The following is a 20,649-nucleotide window of genomic DNA, read 5'->3' on the forward strand; positions in this document are numbered from 1 at the left end:
AAGCGCCCCATGCACCTCAGGACGACCCCCAAACCCCTTCGCACCCTCACCGCCATCGCCGCCGCCGTGGCGGCCTGGGCAGGCTCCGCAGCCGGCCCCTCGCTGGCCGCACCCAGCGGTGGCCAGGTCGTGGCTGGCCAGGCCAACATCAATCAGCAAGGCAAGACCACCCTCATCCAGCAGCAAAGCCAGCGCGCCATCCTGCAGTGGCAGGCCTTCGGCGTGAAGGCCGGCGAGTTGGTGAAGTTCGACCTCCCTGCGAGCACGGCCGCCGTGCTCAACCGCGTCGTGGGGGCGGACCCGAGCGTGATTGCTGGCCAGTTGCAATCCAACGGCCGGGTCTTCCTCGTCAACCCCAACGGCGTGCTGGTGGGGCCCGGTGGCCAGGTGCTGACGAATGGCTTCACCGCCTCGACGCGTGACCTCGACAACGCCGCCTTCCTGCGTGGCGAGGCCCTGCGGCTGGCGGGCGACAGCAATGCCACCGTCGTCAACCAAGGCAGCATCGTGGCGCGCGAGGGCGACGTGGTGCTGGTGGCCCGGCAGGTCGAGAACCATGGGCAGATCCAGGCCCCCGCCGGCACGGCTTCCCTGGCTGCGGCAGCGGCCGGTAGCGAGGTCCTGCTGGCGCGGGACGGGCAGGACCGGCTGCTGGTCAGCATCCGCCCGCCGCTGACGGCGCCGCCCCTGCCCGGCGCCCCTGACGCCCAGGTGCTGCACACCGGCCGCATCGAAGCCGCCGCCGCCGACCTGCGCGCCGTGGGCGGCAACCCGCTCGCGCTGGCCGTGCAGGCCAGCGGCAGCATCCGCGCCTTCTCGCTCAGCACCGGCGCGGGCGGCGAGATCCGCCTCAGCGGCAGTGGCCGCGCCGAGGTGAGCGGATCGCTGGATGCGAGCGGCCCGTCAGCCTCTGGCGGGCGCATCAGCGTCGAGGGTCAGGCCGTGAACCTGACTGAGACCGCCTTGCTGGATGCCAGTGGCACCACCGGCGGCGGCGCGTTGCGCGTCGGTGGCGGCTGGCATGGGCAGGAGGCGGGCCTGCGCAATGCGAGCCAGACGACGGTGGCCGCAGGCGCCCAACTGCGCGCCGACGCGACGACAGCCGGGGCGGGTGGCGACGTGGTCGTCTGGGCCGACCGCCATACCAACTTTGAGGGTGCGATCAGCGCCCGGGGCAAGGGCCAGCAGGGCGCTGGCGGCAAGGCCGAAGTTTCTGGGCACGGCACGCTGCGATATGCGGGCCGCGCCGACCTACGCGCCGACACCACCGCGCTCACCGGCTCGCTGCTGCTGGACCCGACCGACGTGGTCATCTCCACGGAGCCCAGCAGCTACGACGCCGTCAACCAGCGCAGCACCCTGAATGCTGAACAGATCCGGCAGGCGCTGCAAACCGCCAACGTCGCCGTCGGCACCTCGACCGTTGCCGCCAACACGGCGGCCGGCGACATCACCATCCAGGCCCCGCCGGCCGACAACTCGCAGGCCTACTTTTTCGATTCGCCCTACCGACTGGTGCTGCGCGCCGACCGCGACATCCTGGTCAACGGTTCCATCTCCGTGGTGGACCTGAGCTCCCAGGCCACGCCGTCTCCTGGCGAGCTCCAGCTGATTGCCGGCCGCAACATCGACACCCGTGGCGGCGGCGGCCAACTCGTCATCGGCGCCGGCTCGCTGCTGACCCTGGTGGCCGGCAACGCAAGCAGCGGCGCCGGCGCAGGGAGCATCACCACCGGCGTCGGTCAGGTGCTGTACGCACATCGGCTGCGTTTCTTCGCGCCGCAGCCGGGCCGCGTGAGCCTGGATGCCAGCGTCTCGCAGTTCGACACCACCACACCAACGCCAGACAAGAACATCGTGGTCGGCAAATGGCTGGATGAGCCGGGGACCAGCGCTAGCGGGATCTACTACAAGACCGACCCCTCGGCACCACCGGCGCCAGCGCCCACGCCTGCACCCGCCCCTGCGCCAACTCCTGCGCCTGCGCCTGCGCCTGCGCCTGCGCCTGCTCCTGCACCGGCACCGGCACCGGCACCGGCACCAGCACCAGCACCAGCACCAGCACCAGCACCAGCACCAGCACCAGCACCAGCACCAGCACCAGCACCAGCACCAGCACCAGCACCAGCACCAGCACCAGCACCAGCACCAGCACCAGCACCAGCTCCTGCTCCTGCTCCTGCTCCTGCTCCTGCTCCTGCTCCTGCGCAGCCGCCCATCTCCCAATGGGCGCTTGCGGCTGACCAACTTGTCCTGCCCGTCGGCGCATCGGGGTCACTGGTGGCCAACGACCGCTATGGCGGGCAGCCCCTGGTGGCGGATTCGGTGCGTGTGCAACTGGGGCCCGATGCCCCGCCGGGCCTGACGCTGAGTGCCAGCGGCGAGCTGCGCGTGCTGGCGCGCACACCGGCCGGCAGCTACCAGCTGAGCTACTCGGTCTGCCTGGTGAGCGCGCCCACGGACTGCGCGACGGCCTCGGCCACGGTTCGTGTCGATGTGGCCAACGTGAGCTTCCTGCCCGATGGCGTCCAAATGGACCAAGCGACGGTGGAAGCATTCCACTGGTGGAAGCCGAACGTGCCACCGAAGCTCACCGAACGGCGACCAAGCGATGGCCTGGACGCCCTGGGCGCCTATGGCCTGTCCAACACCACGCTCGACGCCCTGTTCTCTGACGTCTACCCGATGTCCACCGTCTCCGCTGAGGCCATCAACGCCGTGCAGTTCTGGCGTGAACGTCTGCGCTTGCTGCAAGCAGAGCACCCAGACTGGGATCCACCCACCCTGCTGGCCGCCCGCAACACCCTGGCCCAGCGCATTGCCGCGTACGAGCGCGACATCCCCCAGCAGTTCGCACAATCAGCCGAGGCCTTCTGGGGCACGATGACGGCAGCACCCGACGCCAAGACGAAGGCTCAGGTGGATCTGCTGAGCAGCCAGATCGACGCCCTGCTGGCGCGCATCAGCAACGCCGAAGCCCCGGGGCCCACCGGCATCGTCCAGCGCGCTCCGGCCGAGCTGTACGACGAGCTGACCCGCCTGTCCGCGCAGCGCGCTGAATTGGACGGCAGCGCTCGGCGCGGTGTCATTGCGGCAGGCATGGTGAACGGGCTGGTCAATCTGCTCGAACGAGGCGACGTCAACTTCACCTACGAGGACCGGTCGCTGGTGGAGATCATCGCCTCGATGGTGGTGGACAGCGCCGGGCAGGTGGCTGAAGCATCCGCTCGGCTCAACAGTGATTGGCAGAAGCAGCATCCGGCCTTCGGCTTTGGTGGAGTGAGCCTCGCGCCCGACTTCCGTCTCCAGGCCCTGGCGGCTGCGGGGCTGGGCCCCGCAGGCAGCGGCACCTATGCCGCGCTTGCCTTGACGGGCGACACCAGCTTCTTCGGCAGCAGTGGCAACCCGCTGCCCGGGGTGGCCGAGCTGGCGAGCGCACTGGGTAACCGACTCTTCCCGCGGTCCAGCGGCGCGGGCGCACCCCCCGCATCGCAACCCGCCACCACGCTCTGGACCGATGTACCCGATCTGCGCCCGGAGGAGCGCCGGGGATCAGGTGGCGATGGCGACCGGGCCGACCCGCGCGGCGAGTGGTTGGCCGGCATCAATGCCGCGCAGGCGCGCCGCCTCCAGCGCGAGCGGTCAACCGGTGGCCCAGGGTCTGCCTTGCCTCAGCTCGGGATCCGACTCGGCACCGAGGGCGTCTCCGATTTCAGCGAGGCCGTCGGCGCAGCGCACCTGGGTCTGTCGCTGACGCAGGCCAGCTTTCAGAACGCGCTGGCAGCGGGCTCGCCGGTCAGCGACGTGCTGGTGGCCGCCCAGCCCCGCGCGTTCGGATGGGCGCCCCAGCAAACCGTGCAAGTTGGCGACAACGTCAAGAAGCAATGGAACCGGGACCTTTTTCAGCCCGAGCGCATCACTGAGCGCCTGCGCCAGCTCACCCAGACAGAGGAAGGGCGGGCCCAACTGGTGGCAATCGTGACTGCACAGCTGGCCAAACGCCGCGTCGATCCCGGCCTGTTTCGGGAAACCAATCTCCTCACGGACTAGCACGCCATGAACTCACTGCCCTCCTTCTCCGAGCGCCATCAGCTGCGCCTCACGCTGATGGCCCTACTGAGCTTGAGCCTGAATGCCCCGACCCTGGCGCAGACGGCGCCTCCGCCGCTACGGCGGCTGATCGTCGCTGACGCTTCCCACGCCATGCCGGCCAACCACGAGGGCCTTGGTCTGCAATGGCAGGGCCTGCCCGAGCTGGACCGACCCGCGCTGCGCAGCCTGCTGAGCACGGCCCTGGGCCAGCCGCTCACCCCGGCCACGGTGCAGGCGCTGGTGACGGCACTGAACAGCGAACTGGCAGCGACCCGCGAGCGATTCAGCGTGGCCAGCGTGCCCGACCAGGACGTGAGCCAGGGGCAGCTGCGCATCGTCGTCACGCGCGGGCGGCTGGCGGCGCTGCGCATCAGCGGTGCGGCAGATGCAGACGCCATCAGCCGCCAGTTCGATGCGGTGCGCGGTGATGCCGCCATCGACGCGGCGGCCCTGGACACCACGCTCGCCTGGATCGACCGCGCGCTGCCCGGCCGAAACAGCGAAGCCCGCTTCAGCCCCGGCGCACAGCCGGGCGCGGTGGCGCTGGACCTGCAGGTCAAAGAGCCCGATCGGCTGACGCTCTCGGCCGGGGCCGACAACACCGGCAGCCCCGTCACGGGCACGCGCCGCGTGAGCGCGGGGCTGACCATCAACCGCCTGTTAGGCAGCAACGACCAGGCTGGTTTGCGCATCTCGGGCGACCCGAGCTTCGGGCACTCGCGCTCTTGGCAGGCCAGCTACCAGGTGGGCTTGCCGTGGCGGCATGTCCTGAGCCTCAACGCAAATGGTGGCAGCATCCATGGCCGCATGCCCGAGCCGCTGGACCTGCGCGGCAGCAGCAGCGGCCAGAGCCTGCGCTATGAGATCCCGCTGCGCCTCACGGGGCCCTGGACCGACAGCCTCACCCTGGGCTTCGACCACAAGCGCAGCGACAACAACCTGCTGTTCAGCGACACCCCGGTCACGCAGACCGTGACCGACATCGGGCAGTTCAACGCCAGCTACGGCGCCGAGCGGCCCGACGCGCTGGGCCGCACCCGCATCACCGCCACGCTCACGGTGTCACCCGGCGGGCTGTTCGGGCACAACGACGACGACGCCTTCTCCGCGACCCGCGCGGGCGCCCAGGCGCGCTACCAGGTGGTGCAACTGCAGCTGGAGCGCGGCACGCCGCTGGGCGCACTGCACTGGCAAAGCCAGCTGACGCTGCAGCAAGCCAGCACCAACTTGCTGGGCAGCGAACAGCTGAACGGCGGCGGCATGAGCAGCGTCCGCGGCTTTGCGGAAGGAGCCGGCTATGGCGACAGTGGCTGGCTGTGGCGCAACGAGCTGCGTGCGCCAAGCTCGGCCGGCCCGGCTGGGTTGGTGCTGACGCCCTCGCTCCTGCTGGACGCAGCCCAGCTACGCGTCCACAGCGCTCAGCCCGGCGAGCCCGCACGGCGCCATCTGGCCAGCGCGGGCCTGGGCCTCACGGCCAGCGGCCCCGGCAAGCTGAGCCTCAGCCTGCAGTGGGCCCAGCGGATCAAGAGCGGCGTGCCCAGCCAGGCGCAGCACGGCAGCCGGCTGCATGTGTCGCTGCAGTGGGCGGGGCTTTGACGACTAGGCCGCCGCGTCCACCAGCTTGCGCGTGATGGCCGCGCGCAGCGGCGGCAGGTGGCGGGCCACGTCGATGACGGCGCGGCGCAGCGCCAGCACGGGGGCGCGGTCGTCGGTGAAGAAGCGCACCAGGGCATTGGTGCCCGTGTAGAGCGGCCCGGCCTCGCGGCGGTGCTGGGCCTCGTAGGCCAGCAGGGGCGCCAGCGCGCCAGGGTCTTGGCCCGGCTTGAGCTGGCGGGTGAGCGCCTCGATGCCGTAGAGCCCCAGGTTGTAGCCATGCGCCGTCACCGGGTGCATGCCCACGGCCGCATCGCCAATGAGCGCGAGGCGCGGCGCGGCAAAGCGTTCGGCCCACACGCCCACCAGCGGGTAGACGTGCCGCTGACCGTCCACCTGCATGGGCCCCAGGCGCGCGCCGGCGGCGCGCTCGATGGTGGTGGCAAGCGTCGCGTCGTCCATGGCGGCGATGCCGGGCAAGGCGTGGTTGGCCACGGTCCAGACGGCCGAGCAGCGCCGCCCGGGCATGGGCAGCAGGGCCAGGGTGTGGCCCTCCAGGAAGCACTCCTGCGCCAGGCCCTCGTGAGCCACCTCGTGCGACAGCGGCACCAGCAGCGCGCTGCGGCCAAAGTCGCGGTGCCGCGCGCCAATGCCGGCAAGGCGCCGCAGCGGCGAAAAGCGGCTGTCGGCTGCCACCACCAGCGGGGCGCTGAAGCGCTCGCCGCTGGCGGTGTGCAGCGTGGCCTGCGTGGCGTCGCGTGTGAAGCCGGTCACGCGCTGCCCGCAGTGCAGCGGCACACCACGCGCCTGCAAGCCGGCAAAGGCAGCGGCACGCAGGTGGCGGTTGGACACCATCCAGCCCAGGTCCTGCCCAGCAGCTTCAAACGGCAGCGGCACGCGCGAGCCGGCCGACTGCACGGTGGCCTGCTTGAGCGCCGTCACCTCGGGCAGGCGAGCCCACAGGCCGAGCTGCTCCAGCAAGCGGCGCGAGCGGTGCGTGAGCGCGATCTCGCGGCCATCGTCCAGCGGCGCGGCCAGGTCGGACTCGTCGGCCTGCTCCAGCAGTGCGGTGCGCCAGCCGGCATCGTGCAGCGCGCACGCCAAGGCCAGGCCAGCCGGGCCGGCACCGCAGATCAGGACTTGGGGAGCGTCGGCAGAGGTCATGGCGCAAGGCAGGTGTGGCAACAAGGCCGCCAGCCTAGGCTGGGTGCGCCGTGCCTTCCTTGACCCAGGTCACGGCGCCGACGATGCCGGCTGCCGAAAACGCTGCCCCTTGTAGCTCAGCACCAACTCGCGCGGCTGGATCTGCTCCAGCACGAGCTGCGGCGCCAACACGGCGCCCTCGCGGGCCACGTCGCCATTGATGATCACGAAGCGACCGGCCGGGTCGTCGGAATAGACCGAGCCGCTGACGGCCAGCCTCGGCAGCTCGCGGCGCAAGCCCTCGGGCAGCTCGGCCAGGCGGGGGATGCGGGCCTCAGCCGGAGGCTGTGGCGCGGCCAAGGGAGCGGGCTTGGCGGTGACCGGCGGTGTGGGGAGGGCAACCGTGGCAGCAGGGCTGGGCGCAGGCGCAGCGGCAACAACTGGCGGTGGCGCGGACGCCGGCAGTTGGGCAACGGGCAAGGCCGGCTGCACGGGTGCAGGGGCTGCTGCGGGCGCAGCCGTCACCGCAGGCGTTTGCGGCAACTTGGAAGTAGCCGGCTCACCCGCCCACCACCGGCCTAGGCCCCAGCCCGCCAGCAGCAGCAAGCCGGCGCCGGCGGCCCAAGCCAAGGCCCGCCGCCGGCCCGCACCGGGTGCCGTGGCCGCCGACACCAACGGCTGCGCATGCAGGCCCGGCACCTGGCCGCGCTCACGCTCGCGGTCGGCTTCAGCGCGGCGCAGGGCTTCGAGGATGTAGGACATGGTCGGTGTGCCTCAGTGCGCCAGACGCGGCTCGCTCACGCCTGCGCTGCGGTTGAGCAGCATCAGCGTGATGGGCCCGAGCCGGCCATCGGGTTGCAGGCCTTGGCGCGCCTGGAAGGCCTGGAGTTCACGGGTCATGTCAGGTGCCGGCCCCGACGCTGGCTGGCTCGGTGCCAGCTGCGCGGCCACCCAGGCGCGCAGCGGCGCCGCATCGTCAGCCCGCTGCGCATAGCCAGGCGGCATGCGCCACAGGGTCACAAACTCACCCCGCCAGGCGCGCGCCAGCTCAGCCAGGTCCACCCGGCGCGGCGCGCCGGCCAGCCACAGCGTGGCGTGGGTGTCTGTCAGGCCCAGCAACACAGCTTGGGCAGTTGCCTGCCCGGGGCGCTGCAGGCTCAGCAACACGGGGCGGTCCAGCAGGCGGATGAGGGACAGGCTGCCCGTGCTGCTGCGGTGGCATTGCAGCCCCTGCGCGGCGGCAGAGGCGCAGGGCTCGGCGCCCTCAGGGAACGTCAGGCCCCAGCGCTCGGCCAGCGCGGGCCAGGCCTCGGCGGCCAGCGGCTGCCAGTCGGCCAAAGAGAACACGGGGGGCGGAGCGGATGCAGCCGGCGCAGGAGCGCTCGAGGCGGGCGCGACGGCACTGGCTGCCGCAGAAGCGGCCGCGCTGGCTGCCGGCGCCGCTGGCTTGACGACGGCGTCGCGCCCGCCCATCCACAGCACAGTCCCGGCCACACCGGCGGCAACGAGCAGCAGGCCAACAAGCGCCCAAACCAGGCCTTGCCCGCCGCCAGCCTCGCCGCTGTCAAACACCTCCACCGCCGCCTTCTTCACCACGGCCCGCGTCACCTGCGCCTGGTTGCGCGCATAGGCGCCCAGCAGCGCGCGGTCGCACAGCAGGTTGATGCGGCGCGGCACGCCCCGGCTCAGCCGGTGCACCAGGCGCAGGGCCGTGCCGTCAAAGGGCAAGGGGCCCGCCAGGCCAGCCACCTGCAGGCGGTGACCCACGTACTGCGCAGTCTCGGCCTCGGACAGCGCACCCAGGTGGAAGCGCGCAATCACCCGCTGCGCCAGCTGCTCCAGCTCGGGCCGGGCCAGCATCTCGCGCAGCTCGGGCTGGCCGATCAGCACCACCTGCAGCAGCTTGCGCTCACTGGTCTCCAGGTTGGTAAGCAGGCGCAGCTGCTCCAGCACCTCGGGCGCCAGGTTCTGGGCCTCGTCGATGATGAGCACGTTGTTGCGCCCCGCCGCGTGCTGCGCCAGCAGGAAGGCGTTGAGTGGGTCGACGTAATCCTTGACCGTCTGCGCCCCCGGCGGCACCGGCACATGGAACTCGTCGCACACCGTCTGCAGCAGCTCGATGGCGCTGAGCTTGGGGTTGAAGATGTAGGCGACGTTGCAGTCTGGCGGGATCTGCTCCAGGAAGCAGCGGCACACCGTGGTCTTGCCCGCCCCGATCTCGCCCGTCAGCAGCACAAAGCCGCCGCCGCCCTGCAAGCCATAGAGCAGATGCGCCAGCGCCTCGCGGTGCCGCTCGCTCATGAAGAGGTAGTGCGGGTCCGGAGCAATAGAGAACGGCGCCTGCTGCAGGCCGAAAAAGGGCGCGTACATGATGGGGCGGCAGGATAACCAGCTCAGCCGCGCCGAGGCTGGCCACCCCCGAGCTGATCCTTGCGCAATCCCCGTAGGCAAAGGCGGGCGGCGCGGCCTACCATCGTCCAGAGTTGTATGACATCGCTCCTCAACGGAGTTTTCACATGACACGCCGCCACCTGCTTGCCTGGGCCGCCACAGCCGCCGCCTCCGCCCTGCTGCCCCTGCCGTCCCTGGCTGCCGACCCGTGGCCCAGCAAAACCATCAAGCTGATCTGCCCCTTCCCGGTGGGCGGGACGAGCGACGTGATGGCGCGCTTGGTGGCCAACGGCCTGACCAAGGAGCTCAAGCAACAGGTCATCGTGGAGAACGTTGGCGGCGCAGGTGGCACGCTGGGCACGCTCAAGGCGCTGCAGGCGCCGCCCGACGGATACACGCTGATCCAGACGGGCGTGGGCCAGAACGCCGTGGCCCATGGTCTGGACCCCAAGTTGGCCTACGACTCGATGCGGGACTTCATCCACATCTCGCAAGTCAACTCCGGGCCCAATGTGCTGGTGGTTCACCCGGACCAGCCTTTCAAGACCTTCCAAGAGCTGTTGGCCTACATCCGCCGCAACCCCGGCAAGATGAACTACGGCTACACCCATGCGGCCAGCGGCCACATGGCCATGGAGCTGCTCAAGCAAGTGGGTGGCGATGTGGGCCGGCCTCTGTTCATCGTGGGCATCCCCTACCGTGGCGGCGGCCCGATGCTGCAGGACATCCTGGGCGGCCAGATCCCGATGATGTTCATCAACCAGGACACGGCCCTGCCCCACGTAAAAGCCGGCAAGCTGCGGCCCCTGGCAGTGACCAGCAAGGAACGCAACGCGCTCTTGCCGGATGTGCCCACCATCGCCGAAACCGGCGTGAAGGGCTATGAGGCGCTGTCGTGGTCGGGCATCTCGGCGCTCAAGGGCACACCCCAGCCCATCGTCGACAAGCTCGAAGCCGCCATGAAGGCCGTCCTCACCTCGCCGGAGACCCGCCAGCGCCTAGAGTCCATCGGCTTCGTGGTGGCCACCCCGGGCGCGGAGCACTACACCAAGTTCATCAAGAGCGAGATCGATCTGTGGTCCCGCGTGATCAAGCAGGCGGGGATCAAGCCCGAGTAGGGCAAGGATGCTCCCGCGCCGCTGAACCGGCCCCAGGGGGCGGGCAGAGACTTCAACGCATCGAGTACCCGCGCCCATCCATGCAGGCCTCCACGGCACGGCGGAACACGCTGCCATCGGCCATCGCGGACGGCTGCGTGGTGGCCCACTGGTTGCAGCTGCGGTGGTCAAACTCCAGTTGCTCGTACGACTGCCCCTGGCGCGGGTAGATCACGGGCGCCGCGTGGGCCGGCACGTAGACGGGCTGGACCATCGGCTGAACGACAGGCTGCACCACCGTCACCGGCGGCATCGGCGCAGGCGGCGGCACATACACGGGCTCGGGCGCCCGGTCTGCGCGGCTCGCCATCGCGATCAAGGGCACCGCAATCGCCAGCCCCAGGGCCCACTTGCCCAGGCGGGCGCCATCGTGGTGATGGTGGTGGTGACGCGGCGGGGGCGGCGGTTCGTAGTAATGCGGCCCGGCGAGAGCCAGGCCATGCGCGGCCACCAAGGTGGAGACGATCAGAACGCGAGCAACGGGTTTCAAGGCGGGCCTCACAAGGGGATGAGTGAGCCTGCAACGCCGCTACCCGGCCGTTGGTGGACAAGCCTTCAAGAAGAAACCGCGAGTCCCGCGCGCCTCAGCGCTCCTGCGCGCCCCTGCCCGCCAGGATGCGCTCGCGGTACGAGGCCACCCGCGCCACGCGTGTCTCGGGCTTCTTGGCGCTCGAGAGCGCAATCACATAGCTGCGCTGCCGCCCCGGCGTCAGCCCATGAAAGGCCTCCGCCAAGGCCACGTCCGCGTCCAACGCCTCGGCCAACTCGTCGGGCAATTCAATCGCCGTGGCCACCTTGGGTGCCTTGATGCCTGCCTCGGCATAGCCAATGGCCTCCTGCAGATACGCCTGGATCGTGCCCGCCAGCGCCTGCACCTGCGCCGCACTCGTGAAGCGCAGCATGTCCGCATGCCGGGTATTGGGCCCCTGGCGCTCCAGCACCCCCTCGGGGTCTTTCATCAAGGCCGCATTCATGAATACCAGCCTGAAATCCCCCCGCAAGGCCCCAATCAACGCGATATTGCGGTCGGCATGCCGATAGCAGGGGTGGCCCCATCTGACGGTTTCCTCCATCCCCGCCGCCACACAAACTGCCCGCAAAGCCGCCAAACCTTCGGCCCACAGGCGAGTGGCGCAGTCGGGCGTGCCAAAGCGATCGCAGCGGCCGCAGCCTTGGGAGAAATAGTCGGAGATGTTGGTGATCATGAAACAAATGGCGACTCAATATCGATCAACGAACAAAGTATATAAATACTGAAGTTGACGTGAAAGGGGCGGCCGAGCGCAGCGATGAAACCCGAAGGCGCAGCTTGCAGACCGCACCGCTCGACTGAATTTTCAGGGCCGGCTGTAGTAGACGAAAACATAGTAATATGGCTTGCCTTGAACGTTTGATTTCATAAAGGATGAGAAAATGCTCTGGCCATCAGGCATAGCCTTTGGCGCCATTTGCACTTTCCCTACCGAATCAACGTGCGCCTTGGCGGCCAAGGATAATGCCTGCGAATTGGCAGGCAGACTGCTTGCATCCTGGATAATTTGCGGGACCTCGATTTCGCCAAAATTCTTATTCAGATACTCATATGCTTCGCGCCACGACTCTCCTGCGTCGTTGATATTCGGCCCTTCATATACCCAGACTTGTATGCGAGACAAGCCACGGCTGTCAAAGATAAACGAGACGTACTTTTTCTTTCCAGCCCATTCGCCGTTAGCGGTTTCAAGACCTCCTGTGGCCTGAACTTCCGAATACGGGGCATAGCCTTGGACGCTCGAAACGTCGGACTTAGTCATACCAAATTGCCAGGGGCCGTAGCCTGCGGCAGTAGCCTGAAATGACAGAACTGCAAGGGACAGAAAGAAGGCCTTCATCGTTGACTAGGTCCTAACGTGATATCGCCAGTCTGCGTAATGCAGACGGCTGGCAAATGATGCCACGTCCACCAGATCCAAGTCATAGATTCGTTGGCGTTCTTCACCCTACTGCGGTATTCGCCAGTCTGCTCAATTCAGGCCCTCGCCTTTGCACTTGCTACGCATAACCCACTACCCCCCAAAGGCCCGCCCGGGCTGGCTGGGGCGCGGACTTTTGGGGCGCCGAGGAGCGGAGGTTTGCGGGGCGTGCGCGCAGCGCACTTCAATATCTGACTTCGCGCCGCCTGTCCGACCGGAGCGTAGCGGCGGGAGTTCGGCGCGAGCCCCGCAAGCCGAGCACCACAGGGCAGTCGCGCAGCGACCGCCCCAACTGGAGCGCCCCAGCCAGCCCGGGCGGGCCTTTGCCAACCCAATCACGGCACAAGCAGCCAGCCCAGCCCCACCAAGCCCCACCCCCAGGACTACCCCCTACCCCACCACCCCCAACTCCTCAACCGCCACTTCCACAACCCTCCGCAAGTCCTTATTTCTAAACACTTTTCAAGCTCAAATTTTGGCCTCAAAGTCGCTTGTAAGTGCTTGATTTCATTCAGAAAAATCCTTGAAAACGGCTTGACCTGGCTGCTGACAAGCGACTACAGTGTCGGAAAGTGTCGTTTTGTGGGTGACCGTGGCGGATTTCGTGTTTCAAGGACCGTCCTCCCTGGCTTTGGATGCCAAGGGACGCTTGAACATGCCCGCTCGGCACCGCGAGGTGCTGGACGCGCTGTGCCAAGGGCAACTCACGGTCACCAAGCACCCGGACGGCTGCCTGGTGCTCTTCCCCCGGCCCGTGTGGCTGCAGGTGCGCGAGAAGGTGGCGGCGTTGCCGCTGTCGGCAGCAGGCTGGAAGCGGGTCTTCCTGGGCAACGCGATGGACATCGAGATCGACTCGGCCTCGCGGGTGCTGATTGCGCCTGAGCTGCGCGAGGCTGTCGGCCTGGACAAGAAGGTGATGCTGCTCGGCATGGGCAGCCACTTCGAGCTGTGGGACGTCGAGCGCTATGCCGCTCACGAGGCCAAGGTCATGGCGTCCGAGCGGCCGGAAGTCATTCAGGACTTCAACTTCTAATGAGCGCGGCGTTCGCACACACCACCGTGCTGCTGCACGAGACGGTGGAAGGTGTCCTCACGCGGCCGGATGGCGTCTATGTGGACGGCACCTTTGGCCGGGGTGGGCACTCGCGGCTGCTGCTGTCGAAGCTGGGCCCGGCGGGCCGCTTGATTGCGATCGACCGCGACCCGGAGGCGGTGGCGGCGGCTGGCGGCATTGAAGACCCGCGCTTCACCATCCGCCACGCCGCGTTTGCCGACATGGCTGATGAGCTGGCCGCCTTGGGCGTGAACCAGGTGGACGGCGTGATGCTGGACCTGGGCGTGTCGAGCCCGCAGATTGACAACCCGGGCCGAGGCTTCTCGTTCCGTTTCGAGGGGCCGCTGGACATGCGCATGGACACCACGCGCGGCGAGAGCGCGGCGGAGTTTTTGGCGCGTGCCAGCGAGCGTGAGATCACGGAGGTCATTCGGGGCTATGGAGAAGAACGGTTTGCTGCACAGATTGCAAAGGCGCTTGTTGCTCGGCGCGAAGGTGGCGCTCCCGTCAGCACCACTGCCGAGCTTTCCGAACTCGTGGCTCGCTCCGTCAAGACCCGCGAGGCGGGCCAGGACCCTGCAACGCGCACGTTTCAGGCACTTCGGATTCACGTCAATGCCGAGCTTGAGGAGCTGCAGCAGGGGCTGAAGTCGGCGCTGCAATTGCTGGCGCCGGGCGGGCACCTGGCGGTGATCAGCTTCCACTCGCTGGAAGACCGCATCGTCAAGACCTTCATCAACACGCACAGCAAGCAGGTGTTTGACCGCCGCGCGCCCTTTGCGCCCGAGAAGGCGATGCCGCTCAAGAGCATCGCCCGCGTGTTCCCGAGCGAGGGCGAGGTGCGCGCCAACCCGCGCTCGCGCTCAGCGGTGCTGCGCGTGGCCGAACGCACGGAGGCCCCGTGCTGACGAAAGTCAACCTCCTCCTGCTGGCCCTGGTGATGGGCTTCGGCATGCTGCTGGTGCAGACGAGCTACGAGGCCCGGCGCCTCTACAGCGAGGTGGACCGCGCCAAGGCCGAGGGCGAGCGCTTGGCCGCCGATGCGCAGCGCCTGGCGGCCGAGCGGCACCAGCAGTCCACCAGCATCCGCGTGGAGCAGGTGGCGCGCGAGAAGATGAACATGCGCTTGATTGCGCCCTCGGTCGTGCAGCCCGTGGTGCTGCCGGCGTCAAGCGCCGAAGGGGGCAAGCCATGAGCGCAGCGCCCAAGCCCAGCAAAGGCGGCGCCAGCGCGCGCGGCGTGAGCTACGCCACCAGCCCGCTGCTGGCCAGCAAGACGCCGCCGTGGCGCTCGCGCTTCCTCGTCGCGCTGGTAGGCCTGGCCTTTGCCGGCCTGCTGGGCCGCGCGGTGTGGCTGCAGGTCATCCACAAGGACTTCATCCAGAAGCAGGGCGAGGCTCGCTACGCCCACACGCTGGAGCTGCCCGCCAGCCGTGGCCGCATCGTGGACCGCAGCGGCCAGGTGCTGGCCTCCAGCGTGGCGGTGCCGTCGATCTGGGCCTTCCCGAAGGAAGTGGACACCGACCCCGAGAAGCGCGCCGCACTGGCTGATGCGCTGGGCATGAGCCGCAGCGAGCTGGATGCCAAGCTGAACCCGGAAGGGCGCTTCGTGTGGCTCAAGCGCCTGGCCGACGACGAGACCGCCAACCGCGTGAAGGCGCTGCGCGTCAAGGGCGTCTATCAAGACCGCGAGTACCGCCGCAAATACCCCGAGGGCGAGGCCGCCGCGCACGTGGTGGGCTTCACCAACATCGAGGACCGGGGGCAGGAGGGCATTGAGCTGGCCTTCCAGACCGAGCTGCAGGGCCGTGCCGGCTCGCGCTCGGTGGTGCGTGACCGCCTGGGCCGCGTGGTGGAGGACATCGGCGAGCTGGTGCCCGCCGCCAACGGCCACGACGTGGACCTCTCCATCGACGCCAAGGTGCAGTTCTTTGCCTACCAGCGCGTGCGCGATGCGGTGCTGGAGCACAAGGCCAAGGCCGGCTCGGTGGTGGTGCTGGACGTGCAGACCGGCGAGGTGCTGGCCCTGGCCAACTACCCCAGCTACGACCCCGGCAGCCGCACCAACCTGACCGGCGAGCAGTTGCGCAACCGCGCGATGACCGACGTCTTCGAGCCCGGCTCGACCATGAAGCCCTTTGTGGCCGCGCTGGCGCTGGAGACACACCGCGTCACGCCCGAGACCATCGTGGACACGGGCAATGGCAAGTTCCCCTACCAGGGCGCGGTCATCAGCGACACCAAGCCGCACGGCGCCATCAGCGTGCGCCAGGTGATCCAGATGTCCAGCAACATCGGCGTCACCAAGCTCGCCATGCAGATGCAGGCGCGCGAGATGCACGAGATGTTCACCAGCATCGGGCTGGGGCAGCGGCCGCAGGTCAACTTCCCCGGCGCAGTGACGGGCCGGCTGCGCCCCTACAAGAGCTGGCGGCCCATCGAGCAGGCCACCATGAGCTATGGCTACGGCCTCTCGGCCAGCCTCTTCCAACTGGCACGGGCCTACACCACCTTTGCGCGCGACGGCGAGGTCATCCCCGTCACGCTGCAGCGCCGCCAAGAGCCCGACCCGGTGCACGGCATCCGCGTGTTCTCGCCCAGCGTCGCGCGCGAGCTGCGCCAGATGCTGCAAATGGCCGCCGGCCCTGGCGGCACCGCGCCTGATGCCATGGTCCCCGGCTACAGCGTGGGCGGCAAGTCGGGCACCGCGCACAAGCAGGTGGGCAAGACCTACGTCAACAAGTACCGCTCGTGGTTCGTCGGCATCTCACCCATCGACAAGCCGCGCATCGTGGTGGCCGTGATGGTGGATGAACCCAGCACCGGCGTGTACTACGGCGGCAAGGTGGCTGGCCCCGTCTTCAGCCAGGTGGTGGCCCAGACCCTGCGCTTGATGCAGGTGCCACCCGACCTCGATGTGAAGAGCCAGATCGTGGCCTCGAAGGCACCCGCTGTTGAGGAGAGCTTCTGAACATGAGGCCCCCACGCTCACTTCGTTCACTGCCCCCCAAGGGGGCTTCATCGCCCTTGGGGCGGCCCGGCGGTCGATGATGCTGACCCGTCTCAAATCTGCCGACGCCGCCGCCCGCTGGCTGCGCGAATGGTGCACCGGCAAGCTCTGCACCGACAGCCGTGCCGTGCGCCCCGGCGATGCCTTCATCGCCTGGCCCGGCTATGCGCGTGACGGGCGGGCGTTTGTGAACGGGGCGCTCAGCATGGGCGCCGCCACCTGCCTGGTGGAGGACGAGGGCGTGGAGGCCTTCAAGTTCACCGACGCGCGCGTGGCCAGCCTGCCGGGCCTCAAGGGCCGCACGGGCGAGATCGCAGCCAGCTACTTCGAGCACCCCAGCGCCCGCCTCGCCGTCATCGCCATCACCGGCACCAATGGCAAGACCTCGTCCGCCTGGTGGGTGGCCCAGGCGTCCAGCCTGCTGGGCCGGCGCTGCGGCGTGGTGGGCACCCTGGGCGTGGGCGAGCCGCCGCGTGGAACTGGCGCCAAGGGCCACGACGGCAGCGGCCAGCTCGACTACACCGGCCTCACCACCCCTGACCCCGTGCGCCTGCAAGCCGCCTTTGCCGGCATGCGCGACGCCGGCTTTGCGGCCTGCGCGATCGAGGCGTCCAGCATCGGCATCGTCGAAGGGCGGTTGGCGGGCACGCAGGTCGCCACCGCTGTGTTCACCAACTTCACGCAGGACCACCTCGATTACCACGGCAGCATGGACGCCTACTGGCAGGCCAAGCGGGCGCTGCTGGACTATCCCGGCCTGCAGCACGTGGTGCTGAACGTGGACGACGAGCGCCTGGCCGAACTGGCACGTGAACTGGCCGGCGGCCCGGTCGACGTCTGGACCCTCAGCACGCACGACACGGCCGCGCGCCTGCAGGCGCGTGACCTGCACTACTCGGCCGAGGGCCTGGCCTTCACCCTGCAAGAGGGCGCCGAGCAAGTGCCGGTGCACACCGGCCTGATCGGCGACTACAACGCCCACAACCTGCTGGGCGTGGCGGCCGCACTGCGCGCCCAGGGGCACGACCTGGCCGCGGTGGCCCGCGCCCTGGCGCAGGTGACGCCCGTGCCCGGCCGCATGCAGCGCGTGGGCCATGGCCGCGAGCTGCCCCTGGTGGTGGTGGACTACGCGCACACCCCCGACGCGCTGGACAAAGCCCTCTCGGCCCTGCAGGGCCTCGCAACGGCACGAGGCGGCAAGCTGTGGTGCGTGTTTGGCTGCGGCGGTGACCGTGACCGCAGCAAGCGCCCGCTGATGGGCCGCATTGCGGCCGAGCGCGCGGCCCAGGTGATCCTGACGACCGACAACCCCCGCACCGAAGTGCCCGCCCGCATCCTGGCCGACATCCAGGCCGGCGCGCCGCAGGCCCAGGTGATCGAGGACCGCGCCACCGCCATCCGCCAGGCGGTGCTGGCGGCCACCACGCGCGACCTGATCCTGATCGCCGGCAAGGGCCATGAGGACTACCAAGAGGTGAACGGCGCGCGCACGCCGTTCTCTGACCCGCTCGAAGCCCGCGCGGCACTGTTGCAAAGGGCGGGCCTGTGACTTCGATGCCCCACAAGATGATGACTTTGCAGGATGCCCAGGCACTGGTGCCGGGCAGCCAGCTCGTGGGCGACGGCAGCGTCGCCTTCCAGCGCGTGCACACCGACACCCGCAGCCTGCAGGCCGGTGACCTGTTTGTCGCCCTGCGCGGCGAGCGCTTTGACGCGGCGGACTTTCTGCCCCAGGCGCAAGCGGCCGGCGCGGTGGCCGCCATCGCCGAACGTGGCCTGGGCACCATGCCCGGCCTGCTGGTGCCCGATGCGCGAGTAGCCCTGGGCCAGCTCGCCGCCGGCTGGCGCCGCCAGCACCGCATCCCGCTGATCGCCGTCACCGGCTCCAACGGCAAGACCACGGTCACGCAGATGATCGCCAGCATCCTGCGCGCCTACGTGGGTGGGGCGGGTGATGCTGCGCTGGCCACCCAAGGCAACTTCAACAACGAGATCGGCGTGCCGCTGACGCTCCTGCGCCTGCGGCATGACGACACGCTCTCGCACCGCATCGCCGTGATCGAGCTGGGCATGAACCACCCGGGCGAGATTGCGCCGCTGGCCGCCATGGCCGCGCCCACCGTGGCCCTCGTCAACAACGCGCAGCGCGAGCACCAGGAGTTCATGACCTCGGTCGAGGCCGTGGCGCGCGAGAACGGCGAGGTCATCAGCGCACTGGCGCCCAGCGGCTGCGCCGTCTTCCCGGCCGAGGACGTGTGCGCCCCCATCTGGCTGGAGCTGGCCGGCAGCCGCCCGCACCTGAGCTTTGCGCTCAAGGGCGAAGCCGACGTGACCGGCAGCGCGCGCTGGCGCGGCGACTACTGGGCGCTGGAGCTGCACACCCCCGCCGGCACGGCCCCCGTGCAGTTGCACATGGCCGGCGAGCACAACCTGCGCAATGCGCTGGCTGCCACCGCCTGCGCGCTGGCCGCCGGCGTGCCGCTGGCCGCCATCGTGGCGGGGCTGGATGCCTTCCGCGCCGTCAAGGGCCGCAGCGAGTTGAAGACCGACGCACGCGGCCGCCTGCTGATCGACGACACCTACAACGCCAACCCCGACAGCGTGCGCGCCGCCATCGACGTGCTGGCCGGCCTGCCCTCGCCGCAGTGGCTGATCCTCGGGGACATGGGCGAGGTGGGCGAGCAAGGCCCGGCCTTCCACCGCGAAGTGGGCCGCTATGCGGCAGCGCGCGGCATCACCTGGCTGTGGACCGCCGGCCAGGCCGCGCGCGACACCGCCACCGCCTTTGGCGACCGCGCCCGCGCTTTCGACACCACCGCAGCGCTGATCGCCGCGCTGCCCGAACAACCCAAAGCCGCGCTGATGCTCGTCAAGGGCTCGCGCTTCATGAAGATGGAAACCGTGGTCGCCGCCCTGCAATCCACCCCCGAGGGAGCCGCCTGATGCTCTTCAGCCTGGCCCAGTGGCTGCAAGCCCATTACCCGGAACTCGGCTTCCTGCGCGTGTTCCAGTACATCACCTTCCGCGCCGTGATGGCGGCGATGACCTCGCTGCTGATCGGCCTGGCCTTTGGCCCCTGGGTGATCCGCAAGCTGACCGAGATGAAGATCGGCCAGCCCATCCGCGAGTACGGCATGCAGACCCACCTGGGCAAGCGCGGCACGCCCACCATGGGCGGCGTGCTGGTGCTGATCGGCATCGGCGCCTCGACCCTGCTGTGGTTCGACTGGACCAACCGCTTCGTCTGGGTGGTGATGATCGTCACCATGGGCTTCGGCGCCATCGGCTGGGTGGACGACTGGCGCAAGGTCGTCGACAAGAACCCCGAGGGCATGAAGAGCCGCGAGAAGTTCTTCTGGCAATCCTTGATCGGCCTTCTGGCGGCTTTCTATCTCGCCTTCAGCGTCTCAGAGAACAACATCCTCGGCGTGGTGCAGCTCTGCTACCGCTGGGTCAGCAGCGGCTTCTCGACCGACCTGCCCCCGAAGGCCGACCTGATGCTGCCCTTCGTCAAGACCATCAGCATGCCGCTGGGGGTCTGGGGCTTCATGGCCCTGGCCTACTTCGTCATCGTCGGCACCAGCAATGCCGTCAACTTCACCGATGGGCTCGATGGTCTGGCCATCATGCCGGTGGTGATGGTGGGCTCGGCGCTGGGCGTGTTCGCCTACGTGACGGGCTCGTCGGTCTTCTCCAAGTACCTGCTCTTCCCCTACATCCCCGGCGCGGGCGAGCTGATGATCTTCTGCGCCGCCATGGCGGGCGCGGGCCTGGCCTTCTTGTGGTTCAACGCGCACCCGGCTCAGGTCTTCATGGGTGATGTGGGCGCACTGTCGCTGGGCGGCGCGCTCGGCACCATCGCCGTCATCACACGGCAGGAGATCGTGCTGGCCATCATGGGCGGCGTCTTCGTGGCCGAAGTGCTGTCGGTGATGCTGCAGGTGAGCTGGTTCAAGTACACCAAGAATAGGTTTGGCGAGGGCCGCCGCATCTTCCGCATGGCGCCGCTGCACCACCACTTCGAGAAGAAGGGCTGGGCTGAGACGCAGGTCGTCGTGCGCTTCTGGATCATCACCATGCTGCTGTGCCTCGTCGGCCTGGCATCACTCAAGCTGCGGTAATGGCCCACCCCCGAAGCGCTTCGCGCCTCCCCCTCAAGGGGGCGCCCCAAGTGGCCCGGCAAAGCCGGTTCCACCGGGGCCGCTGGGCTATGCACGCTTTCTCGACACTGGCCGCCGACACGGCAACGGAGGTGCCT

Annotated in this window: 16 protein-coding genes; 10 read left to right on the plus strand and 6 right to left on the minus strand. The window is 68.9% G+C overall.

The window, feature by feature from the left end:
• Positions 1-9: 9 nt before the first annotated feature.
• Together ABDJ85_RS10390 and ABDJ85_RS10395 are read left to right on the plus strand one after the other, a co-directional pair.
• Positions 10-4,050, plus strand: coding sequence for a two-partner secretion domain-containing protein (locus ABDJ85_RS10390; RefSeq protein WP_347704685.1), 4,041 nt, complete (start codon positions 10-12; stop codon positions 4,048-4,050).
• A gap of 6 nt (positions 4,051-4,056) precedes the next feature.
• A complete protein-coding gene (locus ABDJ85_RS10395) occupies positions 4,057-5,688 on the plus strand; it encodes a ShlB/FhaC/HecB family hemolysin secretion/activation protein (RefSeq protein WP_347704686.1) in 1,632 nt (543 codons plus the stop codon).
• A 3-nt stretch (positions 5,689-5,691) separates the two neighbouring features.
• Here ABDJ85_RS10395 and ABDJ85_RS10400 read toward each other — a convergent pair whose 3' ends face one another.
• The 3 genes from ABDJ85_RS10400 to ABDJ85_RS10410 form a co-directional block, all read right to left on the minus strand.
• Complete coding sequence (locus ABDJ85_RS10400) at positions 5,692-6,849, minus strand: FAD-dependent monooxygenase (protein ID WP_347704687.1); 1,158 nt, start codon at positions 6,847-6,849, stop codon at positions 5,692-5,694.
• A gap of 69 nt (positions 6,850-6,918) precedes the next feature.
• Complete coding sequence (locus tag ABDJ85_RS10405; RefSeq protein ID WP_347704688.1) at positions 6,919-7,590, minus strand: general secretion pathway protein GspB; 672 nt, start codon at positions 7,588-7,590, stop codon at positions 6,919-6,921.
• Between the two features lie 12 nt (positions 7,591-7,602).
• The gene (locus tag ABDJ85_RS10410; protein ID WP_347704689.1) at positions 7,603-9,198 is read right to left on the minus strand and encodes an ExeA family protein; all 1,596 of its coding nucleotides are present in this window, start codon (positions 9,196-9,198) and stop codon (positions 7,603-7,605) included.
• Positions 9,199-9,344: 146 nt separating this feature from the next.
• On the opposite strand from ABDJ85_RS10410, the gene ABDJ85_RS10415 reads away from it, so the two are divergent.
• Positions 9,345-10,337: a Bug family tripartite tricarboxylate transporter substrate binding protein gene (locus ABDJ85_RS10415; RefSeq protein WP_347704690.1), complete on the plus strand. Its 993-nt coding sequence runs from the start codon at positions 9,345-9,347 to the stop codon at positions 10,335-10,337.
• Between the two features lie 52 nt (positions 10,338-10,389).
• Here the strand turns inward: ABDJ85_RS10415 and ABDJ85_RS10420 are convergent, their stop codons facing one another.
• From ABDJ85_RS10420 to ABDJ85_RS10430, 3 genes are all read right to left on the minus strand, one after another.
• On the minus strand, positions 10,390-10,866 hold the full coding sequence (locus ABDJ85_RS10420; RefSeq protein ID WP_347704691.1) for a hypothetical protein: 477 nt from the start codon (positions 10,864-10,866) through the stop codon (positions 10,390-10,392).
• Positions 10,867-10,960: 94 nt separating this feature from the next.
• A complete protein-coding gene (locus ABDJ85_RS10425; protein WP_347704692.1) occupies positions 10,961-11,581 on the minus strand; it encodes a YdeI/OmpD-associated family protein in 621 nt (206 codons plus the stop codon).
• Between the two features lie 132 nt (positions 11,582-11,713).
• The gene (locus ABDJ85_RS10430; RefSeq protein WP_347704693.1) at positions 11,714-12,247 is read right to left on the minus strand and encodes a hypothetical protein; all 534 of its coding nucleotides are present in this window, start codon (positions 12,245-12,247) and stop codon (positions 11,714-11,716) included.
• Between the two features lie 685 nt (positions 12,248-12,932).
• Between ABDJ85_RS10430 and ABDJ85_RS10435 the strand changes: the two genes are divergently transcribed.
• The 7 genes from ABDJ85_RS10435 (at position 12,933) to mraY (ending at position 20,512) form a co-directional block, all read left to right on the plus strand.
• Entirely contained in the window at positions 12,933-13,361 is a 429-nt protein-coding gene (locus tag ABDJ85_RS10435; protein ID WP_347704694.1) for a division/cell wall cluster transcriptional repressor MraZ, read from the plus strand.
• Positions 13,361-14,290: a 16S rRNA (cytosine(1402)-N(4))-methyltransferase RsmH gene (gene rsmH, locus ABDJ85_RS10440; protein ID WP_347704695.1), complete on the plus strand. Its 930-nt coding sequence runs from the start codon at positions 13,361-13,363 to the stop codon at positions 14,288-14,290. The genes ABDJ85_RS10435 and rsmH overlap by 1 nt, the downstream gene beginning before the upstream one ends.
• Complete coding sequence (ftsL, locus tag ABDJ85_RS10445; RefSeq protein WP_347704696.1) at positions 14,284-14,577, plus strand: cell division protein FtsL; 294 nt, start codon at positions 14,284-14,286, stop codon at positions 14,575-14,577. Before rsmH ends, ftsL begins: the two co-directional genes overlap by 7 nt.
• The gene (locus ABDJ85_RS10450; protein WP_347704697.1) at positions 14,574-16,352 is read left to right on the plus strand and encodes a peptidoglycan D,D-transpeptidase FtsI family protein; all 1,779 of its coding nucleotides are present in this window, start codon (positions 14,574-14,576) and stop codon (positions 16,350-16,352) included. Before ftsL ends, ABDJ85_RS10450 begins: the two co-directional genes overlap by 4 nt.
• A gap of 76 nt (positions 16,353-16,428) precedes the next feature.
• Positions 16,429-17,940 (plus strand): UDP-N-acetylmuramoyl-L-alanyl-D-glutamate--2,6-diaminopimelate ligase, encoded by a 1,512-nt coding sequence (locus tag ABDJ85_RS10455; RefSeq protein WP_347704698.1) that lies wholly within the window; start codon positions 16,429-16,431, stop codon positions 17,938-17,940.
• A gap of 17 nt (positions 17,941-17,957) precedes the next feature.
• Positions 17,958-19,334, plus strand: a complete 1,377-nt coding sequence (locus ABDJ85_RS10460) for a UDP-N-acetylmuramoyl-tripeptide--D-alanyl-D-alanine ligase (RefSeq protein WP_347704887.1) — start codon at positions 17,958-17,960, stop codon at positions 19,332-19,334.
• Positions 19,334-20,512 carry a phospho-N-acetylmuramoyl-pentapeptide-transferase gene (gene mraY / locus ABDJ85_RS10465; RefSeq protein ID WP_347704699.1) on the plus strand — a complete coding sequence of 393 codons (1,179 nt, stop codon included), beginning with the start codon at positions 19,334-19,336 and terminating at the stop codon, positions 20,510-20,512. The genes ABDJ85_RS10460 and mraY overlap by 1 nt, the downstream gene beginning before the upstream one ends.
• Positions 20,513-20,649: the final 137 nt, after the last annotated feature.

The sequence above is a fragment of the Roseateles paludis genome (assembly GCF_039872745.1).
Taxonomy (GTDB): Bacteria; Pseudomonadota; Gammaproteobacteria; order Burkholderiales; family Burkholderiaceae_C; genus Pelomonas; species Pelomonas paludis.